Genomic DNA, 22,033 nt, shown 5'->3' on the forward strand with positions numbered 1-22,033 from the left:
TTTTGCTATCCGTGAAGGTGGTCGTACTGTAGGTGCTGGTGTTGTAGCAACTATCGTAGCGTAATAATTAACTTTAAAGTTAATTGTTATAAAAAGGTCACTCAGGTGGCCTTTTTTAATGCTTGAAGAAAAGTGTCATATGAAGGTGGCGCTCTTACCTTAGGCGTAGGTACTTTGTAGCAACGGTCAAAGCGTAATAATTAGCTTAAAAGTTAATTGTTATAAAAAGGTCACTTAGGTGGCCTTTTTTAATGTCTGAAGAAAAGTGTCATATGAAGGTGGCGCTCTTGCCTTAGGCGTAGGTGCTTTGTAGCAACGTTCAAAGCGTAATTATTAGCCTAGCTAATTATTACCAAAAAGCCCGAGCTTAGTTTCGGGCTTTTTAATGTCTAAAATAAAGTGTCATATAAAAGCGGTGTTCCTACTTTTGTTCCAGAGTGGCTTTTTATTTAAATATTTACCTCCTAACACAGCTACATAAAATACAAAAAATTAATTACTAATCTAGCCGATAGGTTTGAGTCTTGATAAAGTAAAATTAGAGCCAGTTAAGGGGAATATTTATGTTGAACCAAACTCTATTTAGCGCCGAGCAAGTGAGAGACAATGAAGCTTTAGCTGCTAAAAATAGTCATTATGATTTATTTACCCTAATGCAGCGTGCAGGCGAGGCTGTATATAAGCAATGGCAGTTATTTGATGCACAGCATACATTAGTCATTGTTGGCCATGGTAACAATGCTGGAGACGGTTACGTTGTAGCTAGGCTTATTATGCAATCAGGTAAAAAGGTAGCAGTATGTGCTGCTGAACCCGAAAAAACATTAAAAGGTGATGCTGCAAAAGCGCAGCAGCTATGGATAGAAGCGGGTGGGATGGTTTCTCATTTTACAAAAGATGCTCTTAATGAGTGCGATATCGTTATTGATGCGCTCCTTGGGACTGGGCTTAATAGCGCCGTGCGCGATAATTTTGCGAATATAATTAACGCTGTAAATAACAGTGGTAAGCCCGTAATAAGCATTGATATCCCATCAGGTATTGAGGCTAATACAGGGCAGCCTTTAGGGTGCGCAGTACAAGCGACTTCAACCGTTACTTTTGTGGGTATAAAGCAAGGACTCACAACTACAGCAGGTAAACAATATAGCGGTAAGTTAGTATTTGATGATTTAGCAATTGGTGATGCGTTTACTTGTATCGCTCAATCTTCAGGAACCTTGATAAATATTAATAGCTTTAAAGGAATAGCCACGCGGGCAATCAATAGCCACAAAGGCAGCCATGGCAAGCTTTTATGTGTTGGTGGCAATCAAGCTACTGCAGGTGCAATTAGGTTAAGTAGTGAAGCAGCTCTTAGAGCGGGTGCTGGCATGGTAAGGGTGTATACACACGAAAGCTCAATAACGCCTATTAGTATTGGCAGACCAGAGCTTATGGTAAGCAGTAATAACTTACATCAAGCGCTAGAGTGGGCAAGCTGTGTTGTTATTGGCCCAGGGCTTGGGCAAGATGAGTGGGCACAACAAACATTCGATGAAGTAATGCAATATTGCCAAAGCAATAAAATGCCATTAGTTATAGATGCAGACGCCCTTAATTTACTCGCTAAGCAAGCTTCATCATACACGTTAAAGCAATGCGTACTTACGCCACACCCAGGCGAAGCTTCACGACTGCTAAGTGTTGGCACCAGCGAAATAGAATCAGACCGCTTTAATTATGCCCGCCTTTGCGCCAAGCGCTATAACGCGACTTGTGTATTAAAAGGGGCCGGAACATTAATAGATAATGCTCAGCAAACGTGGGTATGTGAAGATGGCAGTCCGGCACTCGCCGTTGGCGGCAGTGGCGATGTACTTACTGGTATCATTGGTGCTTTACTTGCTCAAGGTTTAACTATTGATGAAGCAGCACGTTATGGTGTAACACTGCACGCTAAAGCCGGTGATATCGCCAGTGAGCGAGACGGGCAAAGGGGAATGCTACCCAGTGATTTATTCCCAATTGTAAGAGAGTTAGTTAATAAAGTGACGTGAGTTTAAGCGTCACTTTATCGTACTAATTATTAAGTTGTAGTAAATCCCATTTCGTACCATATAAGTCTTCAAAAACCACTACGGTGCCATAGGGTTCTACTCTAGGCTCTTCCTTAAATGTAACGCCTTTAGAAAGCATTAAATTATAATCTCGCCAAAAGTCATTGGTATGCAAAAATAAAAACACGCGCCCACCCGTTTGATTACCAATAGCGCTTATTTGTTCGGGTGTTGTGGCTTTAGCAAGTAGTAGATTAGTCCTGCTCGAACAAGCCCCGTTTGAATTTGGAGGTGAAATTAACACCCAGCGTTTACCCTCTCCTAAATCAGTATCCTCTACTAACTCAAAATTGAGCTTTTGAGTATAAAACTCAATGGCATCGTCGTAGTCCTTAACAACTAATGCAATGCTGCCGATATGCTGTTGAACGTTAGTCATGTTTAGCTCACTCTGTACTATTAAATAAATGTGCTTTTTATCATATTTAGTAAACGATTACGCAGGTATATGCCCGCAGTATGTAATATGAATTAACTTGCGAGTTCGTCTTCATCATCGGGTGGATCACCTGAGTCTTCTTTGCGTTTTCTTTGTTCTTGTTTTGCTTTTTGTACATTTTCGTATGTAGGTGGTGGGATAGGAATAATAGAAATAAGCGGAAAGAATGCTAAAAATAAATAAGCCCCCTTAGACATACTTTTACCCCACGTGACCATTTTGAGCATAGCCCAAACTACGAATGAAAATAACCCAGTCACAAGAGCAACAAAAACAAAGAAGATGAATATTTCGTTATTATTTAATAAATCCATTTAATATAAATCTTAGTTATACGTAACTTAGGTATGGGTATAAATTAAACAATATCAATGATTTTTATTCTAAAAAGCAAAAAACCAGCCGAAGCTGGTTTTTTATATAAGCGAGGTGCTTAAACGGTGATGTTTATCACACATCGCCATTACCAATAGGGTAAGACTTAACAGCGAGGGTATAAATAAAATGCTTTACCTTACCTAAAAAATGACTTCTTTTAGACTCAAGCTCTTCATCTAAGAAGGATTTTTGAGCGTTGTCCCACGTATTAACAAACTTCTCTAAAGAATCAAAACTACCTCTATAATGAGCATTACCAAAGTCATGGTCTTTTAATGTGCATACATCAAGGCCATCTGCAGGTAATAAAGTAGCGAATTCTATGAATAATTTTTTATCTACATCAATTTGAGCCTGTTTCTTATTTTGAGATAGTTGCTCAGTCTTATATATGAGGACTCGATAAACAATATTGTGTAGTAGGGCTAAAAAGATTAAACCAAACCCTAAAGAATAATCAGCTGTACTGTTTTGCAAATCTGATAGGGTATAAGGAATACCAGAATTTAAATTAAAGGTATCTACCAGCCAATTGTAAAATAGGTGTTTAAAAGGGGTTGGGGTTAAAATGATTGCTGCTCCAGTCCCCCCAATGAACCAAGTGAGTTTGTTAGAAAAGTCTGGGAATAGCCATTTCTTCCATATTATTTCTTTAACTTCCTTTCTGTTATACACCATAGCTCCAATATGAATATGACTTTTATAGCTAAGCTTAACGCACTTATCATACTTGCTCTACATTTATAAAAAACAGATAAATATAAAACACGTTTTTTTTAAGCGTAGTGAGTCGATGCAATCGCTTATACCATCTAATACCTCTCCCATACCCCCCTTATAAACCATACATTACAGACGCTCTCTGCAATGAGCTGTTATAGCTCATCTCTCAGAGCTGCATATAACGTTATAATTACAGCTCGAAGTATAACGGTGATAGGGCTAAGTAACTCTACCTGTACATGATCAAACTGCTTATTCCCATGGAACATATTACATCTGACAGAGTAAATTAGATCTAAGATTGCAGTGACTTTGACAGAGGGAATTTTGGAGTTAAGTCTTTTCACTAAGTCATTATCCTTTTCAATCTGGGGCTCACCGTAGGGCATACTCAACTTAATATAAAAATCATGATCACTGATATGTCCAATTAAGCTTTGTAAACAATCACTACAATTTTGATCGTCAGTGATAGCAATGTAAAGAGGCATATATCCAATAAATTTAGGTGCATATTCTGTAGCTCCTTTGCGATCAGGGAACGTGTTACTTAAAGTGATTACATTTCTTCTGGCAAGTTCGAAAGTAGCCTCTGCATACAATTTATTATATAAAGTGAATAATGAAAAAGCCTTATTAAAGTAGTCAGATAGTTGCCGCCCATCATAATTATCTGCTTTGGATAGCCACTCGTTGTAGAAGTCATTTAAGTGTGGATGTAATGCCATTTCCCTAGCCTTGTTTCGATTATTCAAATAAGAGTAACACCTTATTGAGAGCCAAAAAGTAGTCGTTTAAGATAATTAATTAAGAAATGGGAGCGATCCATTTAACCTCTTGAAAAGTTTGCTATATGCTTTTAACCCTTAGTCTAAATTGTCTTCTACACACTTATCAAATTGAAAACTCCAAATTCTTTCATTCTCGTTACCATGCAAGCTTATTGCTTTACTTATAGCACTTGTTTCGAGCATTTTAAGTAACTGTAAAGTTGTTTTTTCTGCCAATGCTTTAGTTATTTTTTGGTGTTCTTGGATAGAAGTAACTACGGGTGAAAAATCTTTAGAAGTGGCTGTATTAAGCTCTTCTATTGAAGATGCAATAGCAATAGATTTTTTAAGCGATGTGAGTTCATTTATAGATAGTTTAGATAACTGTCTAATTGAATCAACACGAGCTTGACAGAATTGATACTCATCGACATTAGCTAATGTACTGAAGTTGAACGATATAAGAATAAGTGTGAATAAAGTTTTCAAATCATGACTCTCTGTTTAAATTTATATAGATGTGACTTAAGGTTTTTTAGCGTAAAATTTTAGTCTGACTGATTTACCAGTTAGCTGAATTCATCATCTCTACAAATTTACGGAAGCCTGTTATTGCTACTATTTTGTTAGATATATCAAGTGTCTCTTGGGTTATCTGTATGTCTGAGTATTGGTTCATTTCCCTTGTTTCTTTAAGGGTTAAGGTAGAGCATTTACCTTCGAGATAGGTGTTATTTAAAAGATTTACTTTAGCTATAAAAGTATCTGAGTTAGCTATTTTTCTTATAAATTCTTCTGGGACAATAAAAGTTTTATATGAAAAGTTACTTGTGACTCCATATTTGAACTGTGTGGACTCATGCTCTGTTAAGAGGCTTGAGGCTGAGAAGCTATGCACGCCATCATCTAACCTAAAATGTAGTGATGAATCGTTACCTATATTTGTAATTGTGTTCGTCCCTGCTTTTAAAAGAACAATACCTTTTTCTGCTTTGAGCGTGTCTTGGTAAAGCTCAAATCTAATATTAATACACCCCATATTGCTCATACGAATATGCTTAGTTCCATCAAACTCTGAATGTCCAGAGGAAGGTATGTTAAACATACTTGTCGCCATAGACTCAGTGCTTGGTATTGACATGCAACCAGATAAAATCAGTATGCTCAGTAAAAGTAGATGTTTCATTTAGCTTCCTTGCAAGTGTGTAAATGGGTGTTTGTCTTTCATGAATCATTAAAGTATTACATAAGATTCAGCTTTTCAACTGAACGTTGTTTTAAAAAACATGGAGCGACGCAATCGTAAGAGTACTTTAGTACCCACAACACATATGTAGTGAGCTAATCTAAATAATTTAAAAGAGGGTATGAAGAAGTAGTTTTATTTACTAGGTAGAATAGGAAAGTAGGGCAGGTGTATACCTAAGTATACAAAAGGGTTTATCCATGTCTCTACATATGTCTCTACGTAGAGTGGATAAACCCTTATAAATCAATGGTTAATGTGGGTTGTGATGATTACATCATTCCGCCCATACCACCCATTCCGCCCATGCCACCCATATCAGGTGCACCAGCAGATTCGTCTTTAGGGATTTCAGCTACCATTGCTTCAGTAGTGATCATTAGACCCGCAATAGACCCTGCAAACTGTAGTGCAGAGCGTGTTACTTTAGTTGGATCTAGGATACCCATTTCAATCATGTCGTTGTATTCGCCCGTTGCTGCGTTGTAACCGTAGTTACCATCGCCGCCTTTAACTGCGTTAATTACAACTGATGCTTCGTCGCCTGCGTTAGTTACGATTTGACGAAGTGGTGCTTCCATCGCACGAAGTGCAACTTTAATACCGTGGTTTTGATCTTCGTTGTCGCCAACTAAATCAACTAGCTTGCTAGCAGCACGTACAAGTGCAACACCGCCGCCAGGTACTACGCCTTCTTCAACCGCTGCACGAGTTGCATTTAATGCATCTTCAACGCGGTCTTTTTTCTCTTTCATTTCAATTTCAGTAGCAGCACCTACTTTGATTACTGCAACACCGCCAGCTAATTTAGCCATGCGCTCTTGAAGTTTTTCTTTATCGTAGTCTGATGTAGCTTCTTCAATTTGTGCTTTAATTTGAGAAACACGACCAGTAATACCCGCTTCTTCTCCAGCACCGTCAATGATAGTTGTATCATCTTTAGTGATAATTACGCGTTTAGCTGTACCTAGGTCTTCAACTGTTGCTTTTTCAAGCTCTAAGCCGATTTCTTCAGAAATAACAGTACCGCCAGTTAATACAGCGATATCTTGTAGCATTGCTTTACGACGATCGCCAAAGCCAGGTGCTTTAACAGCTGATACTTTAACAATACCGCGCATGTTATTAACTACTAATGTAGCTAGTGCTTCGCCTTCAAGGTCTTCTGCAATGATTAGTAGTGGTTTACTTGCTTTAGCAACCGCTTCTAATGTTGGCAATAATTCGCGGATGTTAGATATTTTTTTATCTACAAGTAGAATAAATGGGTTATCTAGCTCAACAGTGCCTTTTTCTGGGCTGTTGATAAAGTAAGGAGATAAGTAACCACGGTCAAACTGCATGCCTTCAACAACATCTAGTTCGTTTTCAAGTGATTGACCTTCTTCTACAGTAATAACACCACTGTTGCGGCCTACTTTTTCCATTGCTTGAGCAATGATATTACCAATCTCTTGATCAGAGTTAGCTGAAATAGTACCTACTTGTGCAATTGCTTTAGTATCAGAACAAGGAACAGATAACGCTTTAAGCTCTGCAACAGCAGCAATAACTGCTTTGTCGATGCCGCGCTTAAGATCCATTGGATTCATGCCTGCTGCAACAGCTTTAAGGCCTTCATTAACAATAGACTGTGCAAGTACTGTAGCGGTAGTTGTACCATCGCCGGCTGCATCATTTGCTTTAGATGCAACTTCTTTAACCATTTGTGCGCCCATGTTCTCAAACTTGTCTTCAAGTTCGATTTCTTTTGCTACAGATACACCATCTTTAGTGATAACTGGAGAGCCAAATGATTTATCTAGTACAACGTTACGGCCTTTAGGACCTAATGTAACTTTTACTGCGTTTGCCAGGATGTTTACGCCAGTTAGCATTTTAGCGCGTGCGTCACCTGCAAAAAGTACTTCTTTTGCTGCCATGTTTTAAATTCCTCTAAATTCTTAAATGTTTATAAACGAAAAGTAGGTTTAGCCTACAATGCCTAAAATATTATCTTCACGCATGATCAGGTACTCTTGACCTTCGATCTTTTCAACTTTTTCAACATATGAGCCAAATAACACAGTGTCACCGGCTTTAACTTCTAACGCTCTCACGTCACCGTTTTCTAAAACGCGACCATTACCTACGGCTACAACTTCTCCGCGAGTTGATTTTTCAGCTGCAGAGCCAGTTAATACAATACCGCCAGCAGATTTTGTTTCTTCTTCTAGACGTTTAACGATTACGCGATCTTGTAAAGGACGAATGTTCATGTTTTTTAGTTCTCCTAACAGTTTCTGAACAGTACAGAAAAAAGCTTTTCTAATTTGCATTCATTAATGGGGGTAGAGTGAAAAATTCCAAGAGAAAAAACGATAAATTTTTAATCTTTTCGCTCATATTCACCATCAATAGTGGTCGGCTGGTCCATTTGCTGCTGTTCACGCGGTGAATGTGGTTGTTGAGCAAACGGTGATGGCCCTTGTTGCATGCCTGCGCTCATTCTAACAGTTGCTTGGCTAGCAAGGCCTGCTGCCAATTTGTTACGAATGGCAGGGGTTAATAATAGTAGCCCAAATACGTCAGTCATAATGCCAGGAGTAAGTAGTAATACACCTGCAATGACCACACATATTCCGGTAAATAATTCTTTAGCTGGCATTTGCCCTTGTGCCATTTGCGTTTGCACATTTTGTAGTGCACTCATACCTTGTTGTTTAACCATTTTGGCACCTAAAATAGCAGTAATAACAACAAGTGCGATTGTTGCAAACCCACCAATTACGTCGCTTACTTGAATTAGTAAGGCGATTTCGATAATAGGCACGATGATAAACAACACAAATAAAAATCTAAACATAACGCTCTCTAAATAATGACACTCAAAAGAGTTGATGAAATATAAATGAGGGTGACGAGGTCTCTTTTCAAGGTTAGGGCATAGGTATAGTCATTTTACTGATATTTAAGCGTCTACACATTGTATCGGCTATCAGATACTATGAAGCTAGACACTGTTAAATAAGTAAAGGTTCACAATGACTACGCAATTTAAACTGATTTTCACGATCTGCAAAGACGAAGACGAAGCACGTATACTTGCAAGGGCATTAGTTGAGCAAAAGCTTGCTGCTTGTGTAAATATTTTACCCAATGTGGAATCTATTTATATGTGGGAAGGCGAAGTGGCTGAAGCGACTGAAACTAAACTACTTATAAAAACGAAATCAGACAAAATGAACGATGTGTTTGTAACAATAAAAGCAATGCATAGTTATGAAGTTCCAGAGATACAAGTTATTGATGTTGCAACTGGAAACTTAGCATATTTTAATTGGATGGATGAGGTACTGAATTAATGCGTTTTTTCTTTTTATTATTGGTAACGCTATTAACTGCGCCTGTAAAGGCTACAACTAATAATGTGCTTGGTGATCTCCTTGGGCCTCCGCAACAGACTTTTTTACCTGTAGACCAAGCGTTTATGTTTGACTTTGATCAGCAAGGCAGCACCTTGTTTGTAGGTTGGGATATAGCGCCAGACTATTATTTATATAAAAAGAAAATAGAAATTATCGCCAAAGGTGCAAACATTCAAGTAGGCGACTCTGGCCGTGGCGAAATTATTGAAGATGAATTTTTTGGTAAAACAGAGGTTTTTTTTAATTCCGCGAGTGTTATTAGTAAGCTAAGTAATGTAACCGAAGGCGCTGTGGTTAAAGTTCGTTACCAAGGCTGTGCAAAAGCAGGGCTTTGCTATCCACCAGAAGTAATCAGCATCCCACTTAGTGTTATTAGTGGTGCACAGGTTAAAAATGTAGACCAAAATAACACTACAGATGAAGCAGCAACTGCGCAAAGTACATTTGCGGCACTCAACGAGCCAGCTACTGAACCTACAACAAATTCGGATGATACCGAAAAAGACCTTACTTTTACTGAGCAATTAGCAAGTCAGGGCTTAATAACTAATTTACTTATATTTTTTGTTGTTGGTGTAGGCCTTGCTTTTACGCCTTGCGTATTTCCAATGTTTCCTATTTTGTCGAGCTTAATTGCGGGTCAGCAAAACCTTTCAACTAAAAAAGCGTTTGCGTTGTCGTTTGTATACATTCAGGGAATGGCAGTTACCTATGCGGCATTAGGTTTAGTTGTTGCTGCACTTGGTGGGCAAGTGCAGGGGTATTTACAGCATCCATTTGTATTAGTTAGCTTTAGTTTACTATTTGTATTATTGGCTATGTCGATGTTTGGTTGGTACGAAATTAAATTGCCAAGCAGTATGATGAGCAAGCTAACCCAAGTAAGTAACAATCAAAAAGGCGGCAACTACGTTGGCGTATTTTTAATGGGCGTACTGTCGGGGCTAATTGCATCACCGTGTACTACTGCGCCACTGTCGGCGGCGCTCTTATTTGTTGCGCAAAGTGGTGATTACTTAGTAGGTGGTTTAACACTATACGTGCTTAGTTTAGGTATGGGGTTACCACTTTTATTACTTGGTACATCTGGCGGTAAGTTGCTTCCTAAAGCAGGTGGTTGGATGGAGCAAGTTAAAACCTTGTTTGGCTTTGTAATGCTTGTTGTGCCGCTTATATTACTTGAGCGCCTAATCAGCGCCGACATTATATTATTAATGGCAGGTGTGCTTGCATTAGCAACGGCACTTTATCTACATCACTGGCAAAGTAGCCAAACACAAAGCAAGTTAAAAACTGCATTATGGTTTGCTGCAACGCTATTAGTTATGACAGGGTTTACGTTAACTAAAAACTACTTTTGGCCAGTACAAGCTATGCAAGTAAGCTCGCAAAGTAATGAGTTTAAAAAGGTGGCGGATTTAGCTGAGCTAAAAGAAGCCGTAGCGCAAGCGAGTAATGAAGGTCGAATGGTTATGGTCGACTTATATGCCGACTGGTGTGTGGCGTGTAAAGAGTTTGAGCATTACACGTTTCCAGATGCCAAAGTGCAAAGTGAATTTAGCCATTATCAGCTAATTCAAGTTGATTTAACTAACAGTGACAATAAAACAATTGAGTTAATGGAAGAGTACACCGTGTTTGGTTTACCTAGTATTTTGTTTTTTAACACCCAAGGTAAAGAGCTAACTACACAACGTGTAACCGGCTTTTTAAACGCAGAAGATTTTGCTAAACACCTTGCTACAGTGCGCGCCAGCGCACAATAATAGTGCAATAGAGCCACTTGGATATACCAAGTGGCTTACGACTACCTCCTAGTTATCCGTTCCCAAAACAGAGATTGGACCAGTATTTTGCTGCTATTTACATCGAAATCACTATAATAGTTGGTTAACGTGAGAATTTGTTGCTACATTGCTTTTTTTACTTACTTAAAAGTGAAAAATTAGTTAGTAACCGCTTAACTCATTACTTATAGGATATATCGCGTATTATGGCTGCAAAATTTAACCTTTTAGTTATAAATGGTCCAAATTTAAACATGCTTGGCAAACGTGAACCGGACAAATACGGTTTTCAGACGCTCAGTGAGATTATGAACGAACTAACCAGTGCTGCTGATAGTCTAGATGTTAAGTTAACGCATTTTCAAAGTAATAGTGAGCAAGTACTCATCGAACGAATTCACGATGCTTGGCAAGCGGTTGATTACATAATTATCAACCCAGCTGCATTTACGCATACTAGCGTCGCATTACGTGATGCACTGTTAAGTGTTGATATTCCGTTTTTTGAGGTGCACTTAAGTAACGTGCACGCACGTGAAGCCTTTCGTCATCATTCGTATTTTTCTGATGTGGCACAAGGCGTGATATGTGGATTAGGTGCAATGGGTTATCACGCAGCATTAAATGCAGCAGTTAACCGGTTGCAAAACGCAATTTAATTTTAAATTAACACACAAACTAACAGGCGGGTCGTGTAATGGATATTCGCAAGATAAAGAAGCTTATCGAATTAGTAGAAGAATCAGGTATTGCTGAGCTAGAAATCACTGAAGGTGAAGAATCAGTACGTATTAACCGTAACAACATGAGCGCAGGCCCTGGTTACCCGCAATTTGCTCCACAGCAATATGCACCGGCGCCAGCAGCCCCAGCTCCAGTTGCAGCAGCTCCTGTAGCAGTTGAAGCAGCAGCTCCAGCAGAACCTACTGGCCATCAAGTTAAATCACCAATGGTTGGATCTTTCTATGCAGCAGCGTCTCCTGAAGCTCCAGCGTATGTAGAAGTTGGTCAGCAAGTTAAAGTTGGCGATACGCTTTGTATTATCGAAGCTATGAAAATGATGAACCAAATTGAGTCAGATAAAGCCGGTACAGTAAGAGCTATCTTAGCTGAAAATGGCGAGCCAATAGAATTTGATCAACCTCTATTCATCATTGAATAATAGCGTAACCTAAAAGGCCAACTCTAATGTTAGATAAAGTAGTCATTGCAAACCGAGGTGAAATTGCACTTCGTATATTGCGCGCCTGCAAAGAGCTTGGGATCAAAACGGTTGCTGTGCATTCAACGGCAGATCGCGATCTTAAGCATGTATTGCTTGCAGATGAAACCATCTGTATTGGGAGACCTTCAGCAACTGAAAGTTATTTAGATATTCCGCGCATTATTGCTGCGGCTGAAATAACTGACGCTGTAGCGATTCATCCTGGTTACGGTTTCCTTGCAGAAAATGCTGATTTTGCCGACCAAGTTGAGCAAAGTGGTTTTGTATTTATTGGCCCTCGTGGCGACACTATTCGCCTTATGGGTGATAAAGTGTCTGCTATCGCAGCAATGCGTAAAGCAGGCGTTCCATGTGTTCCAGGCTCTGACGGCCCAGTATCAGATGATAAAGAACGCAACATGCAAATCGCTAAGCGTATCGGTTACCCGGTAATCATCAAAGCTGCTGGTGGCGGTGGTGGTCGTGGTATGCGTGTTGTTCGCAGCGAAGCTGAACTTATTGATTCAATTGCATTAACACAGCAAGAAGCTAAGCAATTCTTTGGTAATAGTATGGTTTACATGGAAAAATTCCTTGAAAACCCACGCCATATCGAAGTTCAAGTATTAGCTGACGGCCAAGGTAATGCAGTTCATTTAGGTGAACGTGACTGTTCTATGCAACGTCGTCACCAAAAAGTAGTTGAAGAAGCGCCAGCACCAGGAATTACTGCTGAAACGCGTAAATTCATTGGCGAGCGCTGTACACGTGCATGTATCGAAATTGGATACCGTGGTGCAGGTACGTTTGAGTTTTTATACGAAAACGGCGAATTTTACTTCATCGAAATGAATACACGTATTCAGGTTGAACACCCTGTTACTGAAATGGTTACTGGTATCGATTTAGTGAAAGAGCAGTTAAAAATTGCAGCGGGTCAACCGTTATCATTCACTCAAGACGATGTTGTTATTCGTGGTCATGCTATTGAGTGCCGTATTAATGCTGAAGATCCTGAAACGTTTATCCCGTCACCGGGTAAAATTACCCGTTTCCATCCAGCGGGTGGTTTAGGTATTCGTTGGGACAGCCATATTTACGCTGACTATACGGTTCCACCACATTACGATTCAATGATTGGTAAGCTAATTACTTACGGTGAAAACCGTGACGTAGCTATTGCTCGCGCGCGCAATGCACTTAACGAGCTAGTAATTGACGGAATTAAAACTAATACTCCTTTGCATAAGAGAATTCTTGCAGATGAAAACTTCCAAAATGGTGGCACTAACATCCACTATCTTGAGAAAAAATTAGGGTTATAATTCTAGCGTTTTAAAAACCGGCTTAGGCCGGTTTTTTTATGCCTGAAACTGCAATTTATCGCCTTAAATAAATATTCTGGTATGATTGGCAAACATGCGCTTTTAAGTAAATTTTTGAGGTAGTAATGACGCGTAGTTTTGAATCACACCTAAATGATGAAGTGGCAACCGTTACTATGGGGAACCAAGTTGCAGCTATTATAGAGCAAGGTGCGGTGATTTATTTACATGGCGATTTAGGAGCTGGTAAAACCACGTTTACCCGTGGCGTAGTGCAAGGCTTTGGCCATACTGGTAAGGTTAAAAGCCCCACATATACGTTAGTAGAACCTTATGAGCTTGAACAAGCAAATGTTTATCATTTTGATTTATACCGTTTAGGCGACCCTGAAGAACTCGAATACATGGGAATACGCGATTATTTTTCAGCAAATGCAATTTGTGTTGTTGAATGGCCTGAAAAAGGTGGCGAATTTATTCCTGTGCCTGATTTAGATATTACCCTAAGCTATGTGGGTAACGAACGTAAAATTGTTATTAATAGTGCGAGTGATCGCGGTGTAGCAATTGTCGAAAAACTAAATAAAAAACAATAAATTAGTGAAGGCAGTAATTATCAAATGAGTCGAGGTGCAGTTAAACTCTTTATTTACCTTATGGTTATTACCATAAGCCTGCCGCTGTGGGCGAAAAATACTATTAATAGCGTACGTGTATGGCCATCTCCAGACAGTACGCGTGTGGTGTTTGATTTAAATGACAAGCCCGACTTTAGTTATTTTATGCTAAAAAACCCTAGCCGCTTAGTGGTCGATTTAGAAAATACTAGCGAGTTAAAAATACTGCCAGGTGTACCACCAAAACATCAAATAGTGAGCAAGCTACGCTACTCAAAACCTAAAAATAAGCACAGTGTACGGTTAGTGTTTGAATTAAACGCACCAGTAAAGCCTGTTGTGTTTGCTTTAGCACCTACTGGTCCTTATAAAAATAGACTCGTTGTTGATTTATATAATAAGAGCCAAGCAAAAACTGTTGTATCACCTGCACAAACAGCGGCTAAAAATCGCCAATTAAGTCAAGAACGCGACATTGTTATTGCAATTGATGCTGGCCATGGCGGCGAAGATCCTGGCTCCATAGGTCCATCAGGCACGTACGAAAAAACAGTCACATTGCAAATAGCAAAGCGATTAGAGCGCATGATCGACGGTGAGCGCGGTATGATTTCACGTATGGTACGAAGCGGTGATTATTTTGTAAAACTCAATACGCGTACTAATCGAGCGCGTGAAAAAAAGGCCGATTTTTTTGTTTCTATTCATGCAGATGCATTTACAAGCCCAGGACCAAATGGTGCCTCTGTTTGGGTGTTATCACTAAGGCGTGCTAATTCAGAAATAGGTAAATGGATAGAAGATAAAGAAAAGCACTCTGAGCTTTTAGGTGGTGCTGCTGATGTAATGAAAGATGCCGCTAATGAAAAATATCTAGCACAAGCATTGCTTGATATGTCGATGGACCACTCGATGAAAACTGGCTTAAGTGTAGCCGACGAGGTGGTTAAAGAGTTGCGTAAAGTTGCCAAACTGCATAAAAAAGATCCGCAACACGCGAGCCTTGCTGTACTTAAGTCACCAGACATTCCATCTATTTTGGTAGAAACGGGGTTTATATCTAACCCGCGAGAAGAAAAATTACTTAAAAGCGCTAATCATCAAGAGCGTTTAGCTAAAGCGATATTTACTTCAATTAAAAATTATTATTTAAAAAATCCACCTGATGATTCTTTATTTGCCAAATTAAAGTCGCAATACCCAACAAAACATAAAGTACGCCCTGGAGAGTCTTTGAGTATGTTGGCAAGTCGTTATGGCATTACGGTCAGTAAATTAAAGCAAGTTAATAAACTAAGCTCTAATACTTTATTTATTGGGCAAGAGCTTGATATACCGCAAAGTTAGTCATTATTATCAGCGCAATGTTTGCTAGGAAGTTCCATGAATATTGAAATATTACCCGCGCGTTTAGCCAACCAAATAGCTGCAGGCGAAGTGGTCGAGCGTCCAGCGTCGGTAGTAAAAGAGCTAGTCGAAAATAGTTTAGATGCTGGTGCTAACCGTATTCAAATAGATATAGAGCGCGGCGGCCATAAGCTTATTCGTATTCGTGATAATGGCGCTGGGATAAGTAAAGATGAGCTAACGCTCGCGCTTTCTCGCCACGCAACAAGTAAATTAAAATCACTTGATGACCTTGAAAACATTTGCTCACTTGGCTTTAGAGGGGAAGCACTTGCGTCAATTAGTTCTGTGTCGCGTTTAACGCTGAGCTCAAAACCAAAAGAGCAAGAAGCAGCTTGGCAAGCTTTTGCAGAAGGCCGCGACATGGCCGTGCAAGTAAAGCCAGTAGCGCACCCCGATGGCACAACCATTGAAGTAAAAGATTTATTTTTTAACACCCCAGCACGTCGTAAATTTTTACGCACCGAAAAAACTGAATTCAGCCATATTGATGAGTTGATAAAGCGTATTGCGCTTAGTCGCTTTGATGTCTCTATTACACTAACTCACAACGAAAAAGTAGTAAGGCAGTATCGTGCCAAAACAGATCCCTCTCAGGCTATAACACGCGTAGCACAAGTTGCAGGTAAGGCCTTTGCCGAGCAAGGTTTGCATATTCAATCAGGAGAAGGCGGTTTACAGTTGCATGGTTGGGTGCTGCCTGTAGGCTCAGCGAATACTACTCAGTACACTTATGTGAATAATCGCATGATGCGCGATAAGCTTATTTTACATGCGATACGCCAAGCGTTTGAAGAGGTGAGTGGGACGCAAGAGCTACCTGGGTTTGTTATTTATATTGATATTGACCCACGACAGGTCGATGTAAATGTTCACCCTGCTAAGCATGAAGTGCGTTTTCATCAAGGGCGATTAATTCATGATTTTATATTGCAAGCTATTAAGCAAGTTGTAGTACCTTTGCAAGGTGAGTTTGTTAGCGAGTCAGTAAGCACTGAAACTGAATTTTCTTCTGTGTTCACAAGCCCAACAGATAGTAGCGGTAATAATATAGAGAGCAATGGAGTATTTGATTACCCTAAATCGCAACTACAGCCTTCTTATTCTGGAACGACAGGTAGTTCGTCATCAGGCACACGAAGTGGCGTGGGGAGTGGGACATATCGCGCTACATCAAGTGCGAATCATCATGATGTAAATGCATTTTATCAAGGTGTGAGTGAGCAACACGCTGCGCATTTTGACAATGCAGTAAACATACCTGCTGTACAACAGCCGTTAGAGCCAGCACAAACACATAATACTTTACAGATTGTTTCTATCATTAGTGTTAATGAAGGTGTGTGTGTATTTAGTGCAGAGCAGCAATTGTATTGCTCACATTTTAAATATGCATTAGTTGATGATTGGCATAATCAAATTAAAGAGTTCGGAAGTTTAGAAGGGAAAGCCCTTTTGTTACCTGTGCGGGTAAGCCTAGACAAAGAAGATTGCTTGCTTATAAAGGCTCAGCAATCGTGGTTTACATTACTTGGTTTTGAACTCGTAATAGAAAAACAGTTTGTAATGGTTAAAAAATTACCAGCGTGTTTATATTTACTTGATGTAAGTACAGCAATAGGTGAGCTGCTTGACGCATGTAAAGCGGGACTCGAAAATATAGAGAACTGGTTAGCGTGGCAGATGAAATGTGTACCAACTCGATTTTATTTGAGCAATGTATTTTTAGCGCAACAAATACGCTTACAAAATAATCCGCAAACTATTGAACGCTTACGCGAAAAAGCAGTTAAAATAGAGTTAAATCACTATTTAACGCAATTAGATTAAGGTATCAGTGTTGAGTAATTTACCAGTTATATTTTTAATGGGTCCAACTGCTGCTGGTAAAACAGCATTGGCTATCTCACTGTGCGAGCATTTAAATACAGAAATAATCAGCGTTGATTCAGCGTTAGTGTATAAAGATATGAACATTGGAACTGCAAAACCCGATGCAGAAGAACTTGTTAAAGCTCCACATCATTTAATTGATCTACTTGACCCGAGTGAAACGTATTCAGTTGCAGATTTTAGGCGCGATGCAGTGCAAAAAATTGACGAATTCCATAGACAAGGTAAAGTGCCTGTATTGGTTGGGGGTACAATGTTGTACTTCAAATCTTTAATTGATGGTTTATCGCCTTTGCCTGAAGCAGATGCAGTAATAAGAGCAGAATTAGAAGCACAAGCTAAAGAATTTGGCTGGCCTCATTTATATAAAGAATTAGCTAAAGTTGACCCTAAAGCAGCTGAAAAAATGAGTGAAAATGATTCACAAAGAATTAATCGCGCTTTAGAAGTTTACCGATTAACTGGTAAAACCATGACTGAGTTGCAAAAGCAAAAACAGCCACCTTTACCTTATAATTTTCATCAATTTGCGATTGCACCGCAAGAACGCAGTGAATTACATGCGCGAATTGAAGAAAGGTTTAAAATAATGATTGATCAGGGGTTTGAAAATGAAGTTTCGACCCTATATCTACGTAAGGATTTACACCCCAATATGCCTTCTATTCGTTGTGTAGGTTATAGACAAATGTGGGATTACCTTGCGGGTGAGATAGACCATGATGAAATGGTTTTTCGCGGCATCGCTGCTACACGTCAATTGGCCAAACGTCAATTAACTTGGTTGAGAAGCTGGCCTGATGTTACTTGGTTAACAACAGGTGATGAAGAAAACTTGCATCGTGTAGTAAGTTCGCTAAGCTAGTAGTAGTTGAACAAAATTTAGCTTTGTTAAATAAGTTCAGCCACTTAATTATAATAACACCTAGAACGAAGGAATAATAACATGGCAAAAGGCCAATCGTTACAAGACCCATTTTTGAATGCACTACGTCGTGAGCGCATTCCAGTATCAATCTTTTTGGTAAATGGCATAAAATTACAAGGTAAAATTCAGTCATTTGACCAATTTGTTATTTTACTTGAAAACACTGTAAACCAAATGGTGTATAAACACGCAATTTCAACAGTTGTACCTGCTCGCGCAGTCAACTTCCAAGGTGTTCAAGGGGATGAGAGCACTGAAGAGCCAGAAGCTGGAAACTTTTAATTAGGAGCGTAATGCTTGTTTGACCGCTATGAATCCGGCGAACAGGCAATTTTAGTTCATATCGACTTACCTAAAGAAGGAGATCGTGAAGATCTTCATGAATTAGAAATGTTGGTATCCTCTGCTGGTGTTAGTAGTTTGGCGGTTGTGCAAGGCAGCCGTCAAGCACCACATCCGAAACTATTCGTCGGTACCGGTAAAGCAGAAGAAATAGCTGAAATTGTCAAAATCCACAATGCAGATGTCGTTATTTTTAATCATCAACTCAGACCGTCACAAGAGCGTAACTTAGAACGCGTTTGTGAGTGTCGTGTACTTGATAGAACGACGCTAATTCTTGATATTTTTGCCCAACGTGCACGTACCCATGAAGGTAAGCTGCAGGTTGAATTGGCACAACTTCGCCATATGTCAACTCGATTAATTCGAGGCTGGACCCATCTTGAACGTCAAAAAGGCGGGATTGGCTTGCGTGGGCCAGGTGAAACCCAACTTGAAACCGACAGACGATTACTTCGTGCTCGTATTCAAAATATTCGTGCGCGTTTGGCTAAAGTAGCTGTACAGCGCGAACAAGGTAGGCGAGCTCGTACACGTAATGAAATACCTACTGTATCGTTAGTGGGTTACACGAATGCGGGTAAATCTACGTTATTTAATCGTATTACACACTCAGACGTATATGCGGCCGATCAGTTGTTTGCAACGCTTGATCCAACTTTACGCAAGCTTGAATTAGGTGATGTTGGCCCCGTTATTTTAGCGGATACGGTTGGTTTTATTCGTCATTTACCGCATGACTTAGTCGCGGCTTTTAAAGCAACGCTTACTGAAACTCGTGAAGCTGATTTACAGCTACATGTAATTGACGCAGCAGACTCTCGTCTTCAAGAAAATATTGAACAAGTACAATCGGTGCTTAAAGAAATTGAAGCCGATGAAGTACCACAGCTATTAATTTATAATAAAATTGATGCGCTAGATAACGCAGCTCCCCGTATTGATCGCGATGACGAAGGACAACCTATAAGGGTGTGGCTTAGCGCCCAGACTGGTGAAGGCTGTGAATTACTTAGTGAGGCCATTAGTGAGTTACTTGCTAAGAAAATGTTTAACGAAACCTTATTTCTTACGCCATTGTATGGTCGCCTAAGGGCTGCATTATTTAGTTTAAACGCAGTGCATGAAGAGCGATTTGATGATCAAGGTAATTGGCTGTTAGATGTTAGAATGCCTATGGTTGAGTGGAATCGTTTAATTAAAGAATTTGGTCCTGAAATTGCTGGTTTTATCAGCCGTAATTAAAAATTGACGTTTAAATGTCGGTTTTTGTATGAGAAACGCGGTAGATTTGTTAGATTTAACACAATTTCCTAATTTATTTAGATAACAATGGAGTATAGCTATGGCCTGGAATGAACCGGGTAATAATGGCAATGACAAAGATCCGTGGAATAATAAAGGCGGACGTGATCAAGGCCCACCTGATTTAGACGAGGTGTTCCGTAAATTTAGTAACAAGTTCGGCGGCTTATTTGGCGGGAAAAAATCCGGCAATGGTAGCGGTGGTGGACTTGGCGGAGCCGGTATTTCATTTATACTTATTATCGCCGTTATTGTATGGGCGTTAAGTGGTATTTACACGGTAAAAGAAGCCGAGCGTGGTGTGGTTCTTCAATTTGGCAAATATGACCGAATTGCAGATCCAGGTCTGCGTTGGAAAATGACGTTTATTGAAACAGTGATCCCAGTCGATATTGAAGCAGTTCGTTCACTATCAGCTACTGGCTTTATGTTAACTGAAGACGAAAACGTAGTAAGCGTTGAGTTTCAGGTGCAATACCGAGTTATTGACCCATACCTTTACAAATTTAGTGTAACTAATGCTGATAGCAGCTTAGAAGAAGCATTAGATAGCGCACTGCGCTATGTTGTGGGCCATGCCAAAATGGACCAAGTTTTGACTAATGGTCGTGAGGTTGTTCGTCAAAATACATGGGATGAGCTTAATAAGATTATCGAACCATATAACTTGGGTTTAATTGTAACTGACGTTAACTTTAAAGATTCTCGTCCGCCAACTGAAGTTAAAGATGCATTTGATGATGCAATTGCTGCACAAGAAGATGAAGAACGTTTCATTCGTGAAGCAGAGGCCTACGCCCGTGAAATTGAGCCTCGTGCACGTGGTCAAGTAACACGTATGACGCAGGAAGCTGAAGGTTACCAAGAGCGTATAACTTTAGAAGCACAGGGTGAAGTGGCTCGGTTTGAAAAGTTATTACCTGAATATCAAGCAGCTAAAGAAGTTACTCGTGAGCGCTTATACATTGATGCAATGGAAGAAGTGCTAGGGAGTAGTTCTAAAGTATTGGTTGATGTGAAAGGTGGTAATAACATGATTTATTTACCGCTTGATAAGATCATGGATAAGCAAGGCACAGCAACACGTGTTGCTCTACCAAGCTCAAGTGATATTCAAGATTTACGTAATAAAGTGAATACATCACGCAATAGCACTGTTAATGGTGGTAATGACCGCTTTAACAATGATCGCTTTAATGAAGGGAGATAAGCATAATGAAAAACTTTAGTTTAGTAATACTATTAGCTGCCATTGTGATGTCTTTCTCGTCAGTTTTTGTTGTACCTGAAGGGCAAAAAGCAATTGTTTTGCTATTTAGCAAAGTACAAAAAGACAGTGAAGACAGTGCTGTTGTTTACAGCCCTGGTTTACACTTTAAAGTACCGTTTTTTAGCCAAGTACGACGTATTGATGCGCGTATTCAAACATTAGATGGTACGCCAGACCGCTTTGTTACAAGTGAAAAGAAAGACTTAATTGTTGATTCATTTGTAAAATGGCGTGTAAACGATTTTAGCACTTTTTACTTACGTGCTCGTGGCGATAAGCAATATGCTGAAACGTTACTTGAACAAAAAGTAAATAATGGCTTGCGTACTAACTTTGGTACGCGAACTATTCGCGAAATTGTATCAGGTGAGCGTAGCGAGTTAATGGAAGAGGCGTTAGTACAAGCTTCTGAAAGTGCACGCGAGTTAGGTATTGAAGTACTTGATGTGCGTGTTAAGCAAATCAACTTACCTCAAGAGGTCAGTAGCTCTATTTATCAACGTATGCGCGCTGAGCGTACTGCCGTTGCAAAAGAGCATCGTTCTGAAGGTCAAGAAAAAGCTGAAACTATTCGTGCTGGTGTCGATCGCCGTGTAACGGTTATGCTTGCTGATGCAGAGCGTAATTCTCGTTCTGTACGTGGTCAAGGTGATGCAGACGCTGCTGGGATTTATGCAAATGCATATAATAAAGACCCTGAGTTCTTTAGTTTTGTACGCTCGCTAGAAGCATATAAAAAGACTTTTAAAAATAAGCAAGACGTTATGGTGCTTTCACCAGATAGCGACTTCTTCCAATATATGAAAGGTGCTAAAGCTCAATAAGCTTTACATTAAGTATTTAAAAGTTAAAAGCCTCGCATTTGCGGGGCTTTTTGTTAATGGGTATTTAAT

Annotated in this window: 23 protein-coding genes; 14 read left to right on the top strand and 9 right to left on the bottom strand. The window is 39.7% G+C overall.

Annotated elements, in window-relative coordinates:
* The first annotated feature begins 563 nt into the window (after nucleotides 1-563).
* Nucleotides 564-2,039, top strand: a complete 1,476-nt coding sequence (locus DO88_RS15220) for an NAD(P)H-hydrate dehydratase (protein ID WP_033038169.1) — start codon at nucleotides 564-566, stop codon at nucleotides 2,037-2,039.
* 22 nt (nucleotides 2,040-2,061) lie between these two features.
* Here the strand turns inward: DO88_RS15220 and DO88_RS15215 are convergent, their stop codons facing one another.
* From DO88_RS15215 to DO88_RS15175, 9 genes are all read right to left on the bottom strand, one after another.
* Nucleotides 2,062-2,478 carry a VOC family protein gene (locus tag DO88_RS15215; RefSeq protein WP_033038172.1) on the bottom strand — a complete coding sequence of 139 codons (417 nt, stop codon included), beginning with the start codon at nucleotides 2,476-2,478 and terminating at the stop codon, nucleotides 2,062-2,064.
* Between the two features lie 92 nt (nucleotides 2,479-2,570).
* On the bottom strand, nucleotides 2,571-2,852 hold the full coding sequence (locus DO88_RS15210; RefSeq protein ID WP_033038174.1) for a hypothetical protein: 282 nt from the start codon (nucleotides 2,850-2,852) through the stop codon (nucleotides 2,571-2,573).
* A gap of 136 nt (nucleotides 2,853-2,988) precedes the next feature.
* Nucleotides 2,989-3,594, bottom strand: a complete 606-nt coding sequence (locus DO88_RS15205) for a hypothetical protein (protein ID WP_198022395.1) — start codon at nucleotides 3,592-3,594, stop codon at nucleotides 2,989-2,991.
* A 197-nt stretch (nucleotides 3,595-3,791) separates the two neighbouring features.
* The gene (locus DO88_RS15200; RefSeq protein ID WP_033038176.1) at nucleotides 3,792-4,367 is read right to left on the bottom strand and encodes a hypothetical protein; all 576 of its coding nucleotides are present in this window, start codon (nucleotides 4,365-4,367) and stop codon (nucleotides 3,792-3,794) included.
* Between the two features lie 138 nt (nucleotides 4,368-4,505).
* Nucleotides 4,506-4,898 carry a hypothetical protein gene (locus tag DO88_RS15195; RefSeq protein WP_033038177.1) on the bottom strand — a complete coding sequence of 131 codons (393 nt, stop codon included), beginning with the start codon at nucleotides 4,896-4,898 and terminating at the stop codon, nucleotides 4,506-4,508.
* 73 nt (nucleotides 4,899-4,971) lie between these two features.
* The gene (locus DO88_RS15190; RefSeq protein WP_033038178.1) at nucleotides 4,972-5,595 is read right to left on the bottom strand and encodes a hypothetical protein; all 624 of its coding nucleotides are present in this window, start codon (nucleotides 5,593-5,595) and stop codon (nucleotides 4,972-4,974) included.
* Nucleotides 5,596-5,927: 332 nt separating this feature from the next.
* Nucleotides 5,928-7,577, bottom strand: coding sequence for a chaperonin GroEL (gene groL, locus DO88_RS15185; RefSeq protein WP_002958835.1), 1,650 nt, complete (start codon nucleotides 7,575-7,577; stop codon nucleotides 5,928-5,930).
* 48 nt (nucleotides 7,578-7,625) lie between these two features.
* Nucleotides 7,626-7,913: a co-chaperone GroES gene (locus DO88_RS15180; RefSeq protein ID WP_007580032.1), complete on the bottom strand. Its 288-nt coding sequence runs from the start codon at nucleotides 7,911-7,913 to the stop codon at nucleotides 7,626-7,628.
* A gap of 110 nt (nucleotides 7,914-8,023) precedes the next feature.
* A complete protein-coding gene (locus DO88_RS15175) occupies nucleotides 8,024-8,500 on the bottom strand; it encodes an FxsA family protein (RefSeq protein ID WP_008138824.1) in 477 nt (158 codons plus the stop codon).
* Between the two features lie 178 nt (nucleotides 8,501-8,678).
* Between DO88_RS15175 and cutA the strand changes: the two genes are divergently transcribed.
* The 13 genes from cutA (at nucleotide 8,679) to hflC (ending at nucleotide 21,964) form a co-directional block, all read left to right on the top strand.
* Entirely contained in the window at nucleotides 8,679-8,999 is a 321-nt protein-coding gene (gene cutA, locus DO88_RS15170) for a divalent-cation tolerance protein CutA (protein ID WP_008138826.1), read from the top strand.
* Nucleotides 8,999-10,828 carry a protein-disulfide reductase DsbD gene (locus DO88_RS15165; protein ID WP_033038179.1) on the top strand — a complete coding sequence of 610 codons (1,830 nt, stop codon included), beginning with the start codon at nucleotides 8,999-9,001 and terminating at the stop codon, nucleotides 10,826-10,828. The genes cutA and DO88_RS15165 overlap by 1 nt, the downstream gene beginning before the upstream one ends.
* Nucleotides 10,829-11,055: 227 nt before the next feature.
* Nucleotides 11,056-11,508: a type II 3-dehydroquinate dehydratase gene (aroQ, locus tag DO88_RS15160; protein WP_007375932.1), complete on the top strand. Its 453-nt coding sequence runs from the start codon at nucleotides 11,056-11,058 to the stop codon at nucleotides 11,506-11,508.
* A 38-nt stretch (nucleotides 11,509-11,546) separates the two neighbouring features.
* Nucleotides 11,547-12,011, top strand: a complete 465-nt coding sequence (gene accB, locus DO88_RS15155) for an acetyl-CoA carboxylase biotin carboxyl carrier protein (protein WP_002958842.1) — start codon at nucleotides 11,547-11,549, stop codon at nucleotides 12,009-12,011.
* 26 nt (nucleotides 12,012-12,037) lie between these two features.
* Nucleotides 12,038-13,378: an acetyl-CoA carboxylase biotin carboxylase subunit gene (gene accC, locus DO88_RS15150; protein WP_007375934.1), complete on the top strand. Its 1,341-nt coding sequence runs from the start codon at nucleotides 12,038-12,040 to the stop codon at nucleotides 13,376-13,378.
* A gap of 125 nt (nucleotides 13,379-13,503) precedes the next feature.
* Complete coding sequence (tsaE, locus tag DO88_RS15145; protein ID WP_007375935.1) at nucleotides 13,504-13,974, top strand: tRNA (adenosine(37)-N6)-threonylcarbamoyltransferase complex ATPase subunit type 1 TsaE; 471 nt, start codon at nucleotides 13,504-13,506, stop codon at nucleotides 13,972-13,974.
* Between the two features lie 24 nt (nucleotides 13,975-13,998).
* Entirely contained in the window at nucleotides 13,999-15,342 is a 1,344-nt protein-coding gene (locus DO88_RS15140; protein WP_033038180.1) for an N-acetylmuramoyl-L-alanine amidase, read from the top strand.
* A 36-nt stretch (nucleotides 15,343-15,378) separates the two neighbouring features.
* Complete coding sequence (gene mutL, locus DO88_RS15135) at nucleotides 15,379-17,232, top strand: DNA mismatch repair endonuclease MutL (RefSeq protein ID WP_033038181.1); 1,854 nt, start codon at nucleotides 15,379-15,381, stop codon at nucleotides 17,230-17,232.
* 10 nt (nucleotides 17,233-17,242) lie between these two features.
* Entirely contained in the window at nucleotides 17,243-18,160 is a 918-nt protein-coding gene (gene miaA / locus DO88_RS15130; protein WP_033038182.1) for a tRNA (adenosine(37)-N6)-dimethylallyltransferase MiaA, read from the top strand.
* A gap of 81 nt (nucleotides 18,161-18,241) precedes the next feature.
* Entirely contained in the window at nucleotides 18,242-18,505 is a 264-nt protein-coding gene (gene hfq / locus DO88_RS15125) for an RNA chaperone Hfq (RefSeq protein ID WP_007375939.1), read from the top strand.
* Between the two features lie 15 nt (nucleotides 18,506-18,520).
* Complete coding sequence (gene hflX, locus DO88_RS15120; protein WP_007375940.1) at nucleotides 18,521-19,810, top strand: ribosome rescue GTPase HflX; 1,290 nt, start codon at nucleotides 18,521-18,523, stop codon at nucleotides 19,808-19,810.
* Between the two features lie 100 nt (nucleotides 19,811-19,910).
* Nucleotides 19,911-21,080 (top strand): FtsH protease activity modulator HflK, encoded by a 1,170-nt coding sequence (gene hflK, locus DO88_RS15115; protein ID WP_007375941.1) that lies wholly within the window; start codon nucleotides 19,911-19,913, stop codon nucleotides 21,078-21,080.
* Nucleotides 21,081-21,085: 5 nt separating this feature from the next.
* Nucleotides 21,086-21,964 carry a protease modulator HflC gene (hflC, locus tag DO88_RS15110; protein ID WP_007375942.1) on the top strand — a complete coding sequence of 293 codons (879 nt, stop codon included), beginning with the start codon at nucleotides 21,086-21,088 and terminating at the stop codon, nucleotides 21,962-21,964.
* Nucleotides 21,965-22,033: the final 69 nt, after the last annotated feature.

Origin of the sequence: Pseudoalteromonas sp. S3431 (assembly GCF_000690035.1) — a bacterium.
GTDB lineage: Bacteria > Pseudomonadota > Gammaproteobacteria > Enterobacterales > Alteromonadaceae > Pseudoalteromonas > Pseudoalteromonas fuliginea.